The sequence below is a fragment of the Dyella sp. 01N36 genome, from assembly GCF_056399745.1.
Genome location: NZ_JBFTRY010000120.1, coordinates 1 through 11,010 on the forward strand (window position 1 = coordinate 1; position 11,010 = coordinate 11,010).

Annotated in this window: 11 protein-coding genes and 1 tRNA gene; 11 read left to right on the forward strand and 1 reads right to left on the reverse strand. The window is 66.0% G+C overall.

Annotated features, from left to right (window positions below):
- Positions 1-38: 38 nt before the first annotated feature.
- The 7 genes from modC to AC1DMG_RS15740 all read left to right on the forward strand — a co-directional run bounded on the left by modC (position 39) and on the right by AC1DMG_RS15740 (position 6,538).
- Positions 39-1,139: a molybdenum ABC transporter ATP-binding protein gene (gene modC, locus AC1DMG_RS15710; RefSeq protein ID WP_477180737.1), complete on the forward strand. Its 1,101-nt coding sequence runs from the start codon at positions 39-41 to the stop codon at positions 1,137-1,139.
- A 54-nt stretch (positions 1,140-1,193) separates the two neighbouring features.
- Positions 1,194-2,396 carry a molybdopterin molybdotransferase MoeA gene (locus AC1DMG_RS15715; RefSeq protein WP_441603524.1) on the forward strand — a complete coding sequence of 401 codons (1,203 nt, stop codon included), beginning with the start codon at positions 1,194-1,196 and terminating at the stop codon, positions 2,394-2,396.
- A gap of 1 nt (position 2,397) precedes the next feature.
- Positions 2,398-3,444, forward strand: coding sequence for a GTP 3',8-cyclase MoaA (gene moaA, locus AC1DMG_RS15720; protein ID WP_441603523.1), 1,047 nt, complete (start codon positions 2,398-2,400; stop codon positions 3,442-3,444).
- Between the two features lie 226 nt (positions 3,445-3,670).
- On the forward strand, positions 3,671-4,156 hold the full coding sequence (gene moaC / locus AC1DMG_RS15725; RefSeq protein ID WP_441603580.1) for a cyclic pyranopterin monophosphate synthase MoaC: 486 nt from the start codon (positions 3,671-3,673) through the stop codon (positions 4,154-4,156).
- Positions 4,153-4,752, forward strand: coding sequence for an NTP transferase domain-containing protein (locus tag AC1DMG_RS15730; protein WP_441603522.1), 600 nt, complete (start codon positions 4,153-4,155; stop codon positions 4,750-4,752). Before moaC ends, AC1DMG_RS15730 begins: the two co-directional genes overlap by 4 nt.
- The gene (locus AC1DMG_RS15735; protein WP_441603521.1) at positions 4,749-4,991 is read left to right on the forward strand and encodes a MoaD/ThiS family protein; all 243 of its coding nucleotides are present in this window, start codon (positions 4,749-4,751) and stop codon (positions 4,989-4,991) included. Before AC1DMG_RS15730 ends, AC1DMG_RS15735 begins: the two co-directional genes overlap by 4 nt.
- Positions 4,988-6,538, forward strand: a complete 1,551-nt coding sequence (locus AC1DMG_RS15740; RefSeq protein ID WP_441603520.1) for a ThiF family adenylyltransferase — start codon at positions 4,988-4,990, stop codon at positions 6,536-6,538. The genes AC1DMG_RS15735 and AC1DMG_RS15740 overlap by 4 nt, the downstream gene beginning before the upstream one ends.
- 77 nt (positions 6,539-6,615) lie before the next feature.
- Here AC1DMG_RS15740 and AC1DMG_RS15745 read toward each other — a convergent pair.
- A tRNA-Leu gene (locus tag AC1DMG_RS15745) sits at positions 6,616-6,700 on the reverse strand.
- A 147-nt stretch (positions 6,701-6,847) separates the two neighbouring features.
- Here AC1DMG_RS15745 and rnr point away from each other — a divergent pair.
- From rnr to sugE, 4 genes are all read left to right on the forward strand, one after another.
- On the forward strand, positions 6,848-9,499 hold the full coding sequence (gene rnr, locus AC1DMG_RS15750; protein ID WP_477180738.1) for a ribonuclease R: 2,652 nt from the start codon (positions 6,848-6,850) through the stop codon (positions 9,497-9,499).
- The gene (rlmB, locus tag AC1DMG_RS15755) at positions 9,496-10,242 is read left to right on the forward strand and encodes a 23S rRNA (guanosine(2251)-2'-O)-methyltransferase RlmB (RefSeq protein ID WP_441603518.1); all 747 of its coding nucleotides are present in this window, start codon (positions 9,496-9,498) and stop codon (positions 10,240-10,242) included. The genes rnr and rlmB overlap by 4 nt, the downstream gene beginning before the upstream one ends.
- Complete coding sequence (locus AC1DMG_RS15760) at positions 10,239-10,526, forward strand: CBU_0592 family membrane protein (RefSeq protein WP_046970454.1); 288 nt, start codon at positions 10,239-10,241, stop codon at positions 10,524-10,526. Before rlmB ends, AC1DMG_RS15760 begins: the two co-directional genes overlap by 4 nt.
- 127 nt (positions 10,527-10,653) lie before the next feature.
- Complete coding sequence (sugE, locus tag AC1DMG_RS15765) at positions 10,654-10,977, forward strand: quaternary ammonium compound efflux SMR transporter SugE (RefSeq protein ID WP_477177886.1); 324 nt, start codon at positions 10,654-10,656, stop codon at positions 10,975-10,977.
- The last annotated feature ends 33 nt before the right edge of the window (positions 10,978-11,010 follow it).

The window sequence follows — 11,010 nt, forward strand, 5'->3', positions numbered from 1 at the left end:
GCTTGCCATGGCGCTGTTGCGTACCCGGAGGCAGGCGCGTGTCTGAGCGGGCTGGCGAGAGCCAGCTGGGGCTCGACGCCAAGCTCGCCTGGCGCCGCGGCGCGCTGGCGTTMGAGTTCGAGCTGACCCTGCCGCCGCGGGGCATTACCGCCTTGTTCGGCCCCTCCGGCGCGGGCAAGACCAGTTGTTTGCGCGCGATGGCCGGGCTGGAGCGCGAGGCCGTCGGCCGGGTGAGTTTCGGGCAGACGGTGTGGCAGGACAGCAGCCATCGGGTGTTCGTGCCGCCGCATAAACGGCGCATCGGTTACGTGTTCCAGGAAGCCAGTCTGTTCACCCATCACTCGGTGGCGGGCAATCTGGATTTTGGTTTTCGCCGCGCCGGACGCCCGGCGCATCTGGATCGCGACGGACTGATCGACCGCTTCGGCTTGCGGCCCTTGCTGGAGCGTCGCGTCGACGGCCTGTCCGGCGGCGAGCGCCAGCGTGTGTCGATGGTGCGTGCGCTGCTCTCGGATCCGGCCTTGCTGATGTTCGACGAGCCGCTGTCCGCGCTCGACGGTCCGGCCCGCACGGACTTGCTGGAATGCCTGGAATCCCTGCATGCCACGCTGCAGGTGCCGATGATCTACGTGAGCCACAACGTGGACGAAGTCGCCCGGCTGGCCGACCATCTGGTGCTGATGGAAGCGGGCCATGTGGTGGCGCAGGGCGGCCTGCAGGACACCTTGACCCGGCTGGACCTGCCGCCGGCCCTGGGCGATGCGGTGGGAGCCGTGATCGAAGGCGAGGTGGTCGCCTACGACGCCCACGACCAGCTGATCGAGCTGGCTTTTGCTGGCGGACGCCTGTGGTTGCCCTATCGCCACGAACGCGTGGGGCAGCGTTTGCGCTGCCGCATCAGCGCCCGCGACGTGGTGTTGAGCACCGCACCGCAGACCGGCACCAGTGCGCTCAACCAGCTGCCGTGCCGGATCGTCGCGGCCGTGGACGCCGGACACTCCTCCCAGGTGCTGGTGCAACTGGACGCCGGCGGCTGCCTGTTGCTGGCCCGCATCACGCGGCGTTCATGGCATGCGCTGGGCCTGCCGCCCGGCAGCAACGCCTGGGCGCAGGTGAAAGCCGTTGCGCTGGGAATCTGAGAGGCGCGCTATGCTCGACCCCATGCGGTCACCCTTCTTTGCATGATCCAAACCATGAGCGAATTGACCAGCGTCAGCCAAGCCGAAGCCCTGATCGCCGAACATATGCCCTCGTTTGGCAGCGAGCGCGTGCCCTTGGACGAGGCGGTGGGACGGGTACTTCGACAGCCGGTGCACGCCGAACACGATCATCCGCCGTTCGACCGCGTGATGATGGATGGCATCGCGATCCGCTGGTCCGCCGCCATGCCCCGTCGCCTGCACGTAGCGGGCGCACAGATGGCCGGCATGCGCAGGCAAGTGCTGCCCTCCGGCAACGACTGTCTTGAAATCACCACCGGCGCGATGCTGCCCGAGGGTGCCGATGGCGTGATTCCGATCGAGCAACTGCGGCGCGATGGCGAGGACTATGTGCTGTCCGACGACTGCGCACCGGTGGCCGGCCAGTTCATCCATCGCCGCGCTGCCGATTGCGCACAGGGCAGCCTGCTGCTGTCGCCCGGCATGCGCCTGGGGCCGGCCGAAATGGCCTTGCTGGCGGCCAACGGCGTGGCGACCGTGGCGGTGGCGGTGATGCCGTCGATCGCCATCGTGTCGACCGGCGATGAACTGGTGGAGGTGGGCGCGCCGCTGGGCGAAGGGCAGATCCGCCGCTCCAACGACAGCGCGGTACGCGCCGCCTTGCGGCTGGATGGGTTCGCGCGCGTGGTGATGGAACATATCGTCGACGACGAGGCCGTCACCGGCGAGCGCATCGCCCATCTGCTGGAGCGCCATGATGTGCTGCTGCTGTCTGGCGGCGTCTCGATGGGGCAGCGCGACTATGTGCCCGCGGCGCTGGTGGCACAAGGCGTGCGCAAGGTGTTTCATCGCATTGCCCAAAAGCCAGGCAAGCCGATGTGGTTTGGCGTCGGTCCGCGCGGCCAGGCAGTGTTCGCCTTGCCCGGCAATCCGGTCTCCGCGCTGGTATGCGCCACGCGCTATGCACGCCCGGCGTTGCTCGCCGCGCAGGGTCTGCTCGCCCCGGCGCCGGAATGGGTCTGCCTGGACAGCGACGTGGACGTCAATCCGCAGCTGGCGAGCTTCATGCCAGCGCGCGTGCAATCGGATGCTCAGGGACGGTTGATGGCGTATCCGGTACCGTCCAAGACCTCGGGTGATTTTTCCTCGTTGCCGCGCACGCAGGGATTCGTGCAGTTGCCGCCCGGCCAGGGCAAGGCGCCTGCGGGAAGCGTGGCGGCGTTTTATCGGTGGTGAGATGAGCGCGATCAACAGTCTCAACCAGACCTCGGCATGGCCGGTCGACCAGCTCGGCCGTTCGCTGCACGACCTGCGCATTTCGGTGATGGATCGCTGCAATTTCCGCTGCCCGTATTGCATGCCCGAATCGACCTATGGCGAGCACTTCAACTTCCTGCGCAACGACGAGCGCCTGAGCTTCGATGAGATCGAACGCCTGTGCCGGCTGGCGGCGACGCTGGGGGTGAGCAAGCTGCGCCTTACCGGCGGCGAGCCCTTGCTGCGGCCGCATCTGGCCGAGCTGGTGGAACGGCTGCGCCGACTCGATGGCATCACCGATCTCGCGCTGACCACCAACGGCGTGCTGCTTGCGCGGCACGCCGCCGAATTGCGCGATGCCGGCCTCGACCGCGTCACCATCAGCCTCGACACGCTTGATCCCGCGCTGTTCCACCGCATGAGCGGCGGGCGTGGCGCGCTGGACGATGTGCTTGCCGGCATCGAGGCCGCGCAGAACGCCGCTTTTCCGCACGGCGTGAAACTCAATACGGTGGTGCAGCGCGGCGTGAACGAGCACACGGTGATCGATCTGCTGGAACGCTTTCGCGGCAGCGGCATCGTGGTGCGCTTCATCGAATACATGGACGTGGGCAATCGCAACGACTGGCACGCCGATGACGTGGTGCCCTCGGCGACGCTCGTCCAGCGCATCCACGCGCGCTGGCCGTTGCGCGCCGTGCTGCCCAAGTACGCCGGTGAAGTGGCGACGCGCTATCGCTTCGAAGACGGGGCCGGCGAGATCGGCATGATCTCCTCCATCAGCCAGCCGTTCTGCGGCGGCTGTACGCGGGCACGCCTGTCGTCCGAAGGCATGCTCTACACCTGCCTGTTCGCCACCCAGGGCGCCGACCTGCGCGGCCCCTTGCGCGCGGGCGCCAGCGACGAGGCGCTGACCGAACTGCTGCGCCAGACCTGGCTGGGCCGTCACGACCGCTACAGCGAGGAGCGGGCGGAGCACCATGGCAAGGCGCCACGGAAGATCGAGATGCATTACATCGGGGGGTGAGGGTGCTGGAAATATGCAGGCCACCCTGCTCGTCATTCCGGCGCAGGCCGGAATCCAGTGGCGACGCGTTGCGATTTTCGCAGCGGGCGCCAGGCGACAAGCCGACTCACCGCTACTGGATTCCGGCCTGCGCCGGAATGACGGTGAGGGAAACACAAATTCTTCATCCTTGCCGCCGCCGCTGGACCGATAATCGGGACAGACTCAGGAGTTGTTCGTGACAGCGATACCCACCCAGCTATCCCACGTCGACGACGAGCAGCAACCGCGCATGGTCGATGTCGGCGCCAAGGCGATCACGCGCCGTTCGGCCCAGGCCAGCGCGCGGGTGACGTTCCCTGCCGAGGTGGCCGCGCGACTGCACGAGGCGGGCTATGTCACGCCCAAGGGCGCGGTGCTCACGGTGGCGCAGATCGCCGGCGTGATGGGCGCCAAGGCCACGCCGCAACTTATTCCGCTGTGCCACCCGCTGAGCATCGACAAGTGCGACGTCAGCATTCGCATGGAAGGCGTGCACGCACTGATCGACTGCACCGTGTCCTGCAACGGCCGCACCGGGGTGGAAATGGAGGCGCTCACCGGCGCCAGCATCGCTGCGCTGACCATTTACGACATGTGCAAGGCGATGTCGCACGACATCGTCATCCAGGAAGTGCGGCTGGTCGCCAAGAGCGGCGGCAAGCAGGATTTCTCGACGACGGAGCGAGCATGAGCGACACACCGGCTCCGCTTTACGGTTTGCTTTTGAGCGGCGGCGCGAGCCAGCGCATGCGCCAGGACAAGGCCGCGCTGGACTATCAGGGCGAGCCGCAGTTATTGCGCGCGTGGCGATTGCTTGAATCGGTGACCGAGCGCGCGTTTGTGTCGGTGCGCGAGAGCCAGCGCGACGACGCCTTGCGCGTCACGCTGCCGCAAATCGTGGACAGCTACGACGCGGTGGGGCCGGTCGCCGGCATCCTCTCCGCCCAGGAACGTCATCCCGATGCCGCATGGCTGGTCCTGGCCTGCGACCTGCCGTTGCTGGACAACGACACGCTGCGTCGCCTGATCGACGCGCGCGATCCGCAAGCCGATGCCACTGTGTTCGCCAGCAGCCATGACGGTCTTCCCGAACCGCTGTGCGCCATCTGGGAACCACGCAGCCACGCACTGCTGCGGCAGCGCTACGAGAACGGCAGCTATTGCCCGCGCAAGGCGCTGATGCAATCGAACATCATCTTGTTGCCCGCGCCAGGCGATGCGCTGGACAACGTCAATACACCCGAGGAACGGCAAGCCATGCAGCAACGTCTGGAGTCTTTGGCATGACGGTGGTGAACCTCCAGTACTACGCGCAACTGCGCGAGCAGGCCGGCACCAGTGCGGAGCAGGTCGATACCATGGCGGGTTCGCTGCGCGAGCTGTATGAGGAGCTGCGTATCGCCCGAGGCTTCTCGCTGGCGGCCGATGCACTCAAGGTGGCGGTCAATGCCCAGTTCAGCGGATGGGAGCGTCCGCTGCGCGATGGCGACACCATCGTCTTCATCCCACCGGTGGCTGGCGGATGAGTCGTTTCGAACTTGCCAGCACGATCGTCGATACCACTGGCCAGCGCGACCGCCTGCGCCATCCGGCCAGCGGCGGCTATTGCGCGTTTGAAGGCTGGGTGCGCAACAGCAACGAAGGGCGCGAAGTCGACGGGCTGTCCTACGAGGCCTATGCGGAACTCGCCATCGCCGAAGGCGAGCGCATCGTCGCCGAAGCCATCGAGCGCTACGGCGTCACCGACGCGCGCTGCGTGCATCGCACAGGTGATTTGAAGATCGGCGATATGGCGGTATGGGTCGGCGCCTCCGCGCCACACCGCGACGAAGCGTTTCGCGCCTGTCGCTACATCATCGATGAGATCAAGCACCGGCTGCCGATCTGGAAGAAGGAACACTACGTTACCGGTGAATCGGACTGGGTCGCCTGCACGCATGTCTACCGCGAGCATGAGCACGAAGCTCATCACCATCATCGCCATGCGCATGCCGCACCCTTCGTTCCCGACTATTCGCGCCAGACGCGGCTGCGCGAAGTTGGCGAAGCAGGGCAGGCAAAGCTCGCATCCTCACGCGCGCTGGTGATCGGCGCCGGTGGTCTGGGCTGTCCGGTGATCAGTTATCTCGCCGGTGCGGGCATCGGCACGCTCGGCATCGTGGATGGCGATCGCCTGGATGCGAGCAACCTGCATCGGCAGACCATGTACGACGCGCACGACATCGGCCAGTTGAAGGCCGAGCTCGCTTCGCGCCGCGTGACGGCGCTCAATCCGACGGTGAAAGTGCAGGTGTGGACACAGCCGCTGGATGCCGGCAATGCAGTCGATGTGTTTGGCCAGTTCGATCTGGTAATCGAATGCACCGACGATATGCGCAGCCGCTATCTCAGCAGCGACGCCGCCGTGATCAGCGGCACGCCTTTGATCCTGGCCAGCATTTATCAATACGAAGGCCAGCTGCAGTTCGTGGCGGCCAAAGCGGGTGCGCCCTGTCTGCGTTGCCTGTGGCCGCAGGAGCCATCGCCGGAATCGGTAGGCAGTTGCGTGCTGTCAGGCGTGCTCGGTCCGGTGCCCGGCGTGCTGGGTGCGATGCAGGCCACTGAAGCGCTGAAATATCTGCTCGGCTTGCCGCAGCCGAACGCTGGCGCATTGTCGCTGGTGAATCTGATCGACCTGAGCATCCAGCACTTGCCGATCGATATGGCCAACGGCTGCGCCGCGCATGGCGGTTGCATCGAGGTGGCGCGTCGCGCGTTGGCCCGTTCGGTGGACGAGCAGGAGATTGATCTGGCGTTCGATCGACTCGACGACGCCATCGCCGCCGGCTATCAGCTGGTGGATGTGCGCGAGGCCGACGAGCTGGTCAGCGATCCGATGCCGGTCGCTGGTGCGATGCACGTGCCCTCGGCTCAAGTCGGCGAACGGGCAGGAGAATTCATCGAGGGCCGTTATCTGCTGGTCTGCGCCAGTGGCCGTCGCAGTGGGCATGCCGCGCGCCTGTTGCGCGACGAAGGCAGGCAGAACGTGTATTCGCTCGCAGGTGGACTGCACGCGCTGCGCGTGACTGGGTGAATGCGCGTGGCGTGTCGCATGCGCATGTAAACGCCAGACACGAAAAAGCCCGCATCGCTGCGGGCTTCGTCTACAATTGGTGCCCAGGAGAGGACTCGAACCTCCACGGTTTTACCCGCTAGTACCTGAAACTAGTGCGTCTACCAATTCCGCCACCTGGGCAGGTGTCACGTGAGCTTTTTGGGCTGCGTGAGCCGCGTAGATTAGGCATGTGTCGGTGGGTTGTCAACTATCCTTTCACGGATTTTTTCCGGACCGACACGCCTCGAGTCCGCAAGCCCCATAAAACCAACTAAAAAGGCATAGGAAGTGACCAGAAAAAAAGAACCGCGCAGCAGCAAGCCGGAGCCGGGTTCCAAGGCGCCCGCGCCCAAGAGCGCCAAGAGCGGCAGTGGCCGCGGCCGGCGCTCGGCGGTGGAACCGAGCCGCCCGCGCGAGGGCGTGGTGGGTGACCCGCACGCGGAGCGCGAAGCGCAGCGTTACGAGCGCCCCATCCCCAGCCGCGAGGCCATCCTCGCGCTGCTCGAACAACGCGGCGAATTGCTGACCGAAGCGCGCATGGCCGAAGCGCTGTCGCTGTTTGACGAATACGAACTCAATGCCCTGCGCAAGCGCCTCGGCGCCATGGTGCGCGACGGCCAACTGTTGCTGGGGCGTCGCGGCGGCTATGCGCCGGCCAACAAGCTGGACCTGATCCAGGGCGTGGTGCTGGCCAACGCCGAGGGCTACGGCTTCCTGCGTCCGGATGGTGGCGGCGATGATCTGTATCTCTCGCCCCAGCAGATGCGCATCGTGCTGCACGGCGACCGCGTGCTGGCCAGCGTGGTCGGCATCGACCGGCGCGGTCGCAAGCAGGGCGCGATTGTCGAAGTACTGCAGCGCCGCTCGCCGCGACTGGTCGGTCGCGTGGTGATCGAAAACGGCGTCACCCTGGTCGCGCCCGATGACCGCCGCGTGCACCAGGACGTGATGATCGTGCCCGGCCAGGACATGGGCGCCCGTTCCGGCCAGATCGTGGTGGCCGAGATCACCGATCCGCCGACGCCGCATCGCGGTCCGATGGGCGCGATCCGTGCCGTGCTCGGCGAACGCCTGCAGCCGTCGCTGCTGGTCGAGATGGCGATCGCCAGCCACGACCTGCCGCACGACTGGCCCGACGCTGTGATACGCGACGCGGCCCAGGTCGAGCCGCAGGTGACCGCCGCCGAGCGCGAGGGCAGGGTGGATCTGCGTTCGCTGCCGCTGGTGACCATCGACGGCGMMGAYGCGCGCGACTTCGACGATGCGGTATTTGCCGAGCCCAAGCGCGGCGGTGGCTATCGCCTGGTGGTCGCCATCGCCGATGTCTCGCATTACGTGAAGGTGGGCTCGGCGCTCGACAAGGAGGCCTACGAGCGCAGCACGTCCACCTATTTCCCCGGCTTCGTGGTGCCGATGCTGCCGGAGACGCTGTCCAACGGCATCTGCTCGCTGAACCCCAAGGTCGAACGCCTGTGCATGGTGTGCGACATGGTGATCAATGAGGAAGGCGAGGTGGTCCGCTCGAAGTTCTACAACGCGGTGATGCGTTCGCATGCGCGCCTCACTTACGACCGCGTGTGGCAGGCCATTGGCCTCAACGATGCCGATGCACGCCACGAGCTGGCCGATGTGATGCCGCAGATCGAGCATCTGCACGGCCTCTACAAACTGATGGCGGCGCAGCGCAAGCGCCGTGGCGCGATCGACTTTGAAACGCCCGAGGTGAAATTCCGCCTCGACCAGCGCGGCGAAGTGGAATCGATGGGCGCCACCGAGCGCAACGATGCGCACAAGCTGATCGAGGAATGCATGATCGCCGCCAACGTGCAGGCGGCCTTGTTCCTCGAAAAGAAAAAGATCCCCGCGCTGTTCCGTGCGCACGAACCCCCGCCGGCTGAGAAATACGAAGACCTGCAGAACTTCCTGCGCGAATTCAAGCTGCGCATGCCGCCGGTTGAGGAAGTGACGCCGGGTGACTACGCAGACATTCTCCGCCTGGTGCACGACCGCCCCGAGCGCGAGCTGATTCAGTCGGTGCTGCTGCGCTCGCAGAGCATGGCGGCGTATCAGCCGGACAACCGCGGCCACTTCGGCCTGGCGCTGGAGGCGTACGCGCACTTCACCTCGCCGATCCGCCGCTATCCGGATCTGCTGGTCCATCGCGCGATCCGCTACGCCATTGCCGGCGGCAAGCCGACCGCGTACAGCTATACCCCGAGCGAGATGGCCGCGATGGCCGTGCATTGCTCGCAGCGCGAGCGTCGTGCGGAAGAGGCCGAGCGCGATGTGGACGAGCGCTTCAAGTGCGCCTGGATGTCCAAGCATGTGGGCAGCGAGTTCGACGGCACCGTCACCGGTGTGACCTCGTTCGGCTTGTTCGTCGAACTGGACGACTCGAAGGTGTCGGGGCTGGTGCATATCAGCCAGCTTTCCAACGACTACTACCACTTCGATCCGGTGCGCCATCTGCTGAAGGGCGAGCGCAGCGGCGCGCAGTTCCGCCTCGGCGATCACGTGCGCGTGCAGGTGCTGCGGGCGAGCCTGGAAGACCGCAAGATCGACTTCCGCCTGGTCACGCCGCGCAAGGAAGGCAAGGAGGGCGTGGCCCCACCCAGCGGCGAGCGCCGCTACAACTACGCTGCAGCCGGGGATCGCTACTCGTTGCCCAAGGCCAAACGCGGGACGGAGCGCCCCTCGGCGCGCGATAATCCCACTCCTGCGGCGTCCCTGCCGTCGTTGCCGCCAGCGGATCGCAAGTCCGCCACACGTGACGGCGACAAGGCGCCGGTTGGCAAGGGCACCTTTGCCAAGGCCAAAGCCGCTGCCAAGGGGGCTTTCGCCAAGGCGAAGGCGGCCGCCCAGGGCCGCAAGGCGAAAGCCTCTGCGCCGAAAGACACCACGAACGCACCGACAGCTGGAAAGAAGAAAGGCAAACGATGAGTGACAGTTGGATCGTCGGGATCAACCCGGTCGAAGGCGCGCTGAGCAACGACGCCGCGCGCGTACGCGAAGTGCTGGTGGAACAAGGCCAGCGCAACGCGCGCGTGCAGGAGCTGGCGACCCGCGCCAAGGCTTTGAATATTCCCGTGCATCATCGCTCGCGCGATGAGCTCGACCGCGTGTCGGGCGAGGCCCGCCACCAGGGCGTGGTGGCGCGTTACGAAGCGCCGCCGATGGCTTCGGAAAACGACATCGAGCGGCTTCTCACCGAGGCCGGGCAGAACGCGCTAGTGCTGGTGCTCGATGGCGTCACCGATCCGCACAACCTCGGCGCCTGCCTGCGCAGCGCGGCGGCGGCGGGCGCGACCATGGTGATCGTGCCCAAGGATCGCGCCGTCGGCCTGACGCCCGTGGTGCGACGCGCCTCGGCGGGCGGCGCCGATCGCGTGCCGCTGATCGCTGCGACCAATCTGGCCCGTGCGCTGCGCACGCTCAAAGATGCCGGCGTGTGGATCACCGGCCTGGCCGGCGATACACAGACCTCCGTCTATAGCATCGACATGCGTGGCCCGGTGGCCATCGTGCTGGGCAGCGAAGGCGAGGGCATGCGCCGCCTGACGCGTGAAACCTGCGATTTCGTGGCGCAGATTCCGATGCCGGGCGTGATGGAAAGTTTGAACGTGTCCGTGGCGACGGGCATCGTGTTGTTCGAGGCATTGCGACAAAGGAGTGAAAAGCGATGACGTTCTTCTGGTATGACTGGGCCGGTTATATCGGCGTGGTGCTGGTGCTGTCGTCCTTCCTGTTGTTGCAGGCGCGCAAGCTGCACGGCAATGGCCTGGTCTATCAGCTGATGAACGTGTTTGGCGCGCTGGGCGTGGTGTTGTCGCTGCTGTTTGGCGTGGCGATCAACTGGCCTGCGTTGCTGATGGAGGTGGCGTGGATCGCCATCGGCATCTTTGGCATCGTGCATTCGGCCCGGGCACGCCGCGAAGCCCGCGAGCTAGGCAGCAAGTTCACGCCCTGACGCTGCATTCAGGCGTTGCCGGTAAAATGGCGGGACCGGTTCTGCAATGGAACCGGTCTGCGGGGACGGCCCCGCACGCAAGTGCTTTCAGCGGGGACGGCCCTGCTCTCATCCAGAGGAGCGCCACATGCCCTGGATTTATCTCATGCTCGCCGGACTGCTCGAAGTGGTCTGGGCGATTGGACTGAAATACACCGAAGGCTTTACGCGGCTGTGGCCGAGCGTGATCACGGCATCGGCGATGATCGCCAGCATCGTGCTGCTTGCGATGGCGGTGAAGAGCCTGCCGATCGGTACGGCTTACGCGATCTGGACCGGTATCGGTGCGGTGGGCGCGGTGATTCTCGGCATCGTGCTGTTTGGCGATTCGGCCTCGCCGTTGCGGCTGGCCTGCGTAGGGCTGGTGGTGCTGGGGATGCTGGGGTTGAAGCTTACCGGCGGCGCGCACTGACAAGGCGATAGAAACCATTGTGGGAGCGCACCC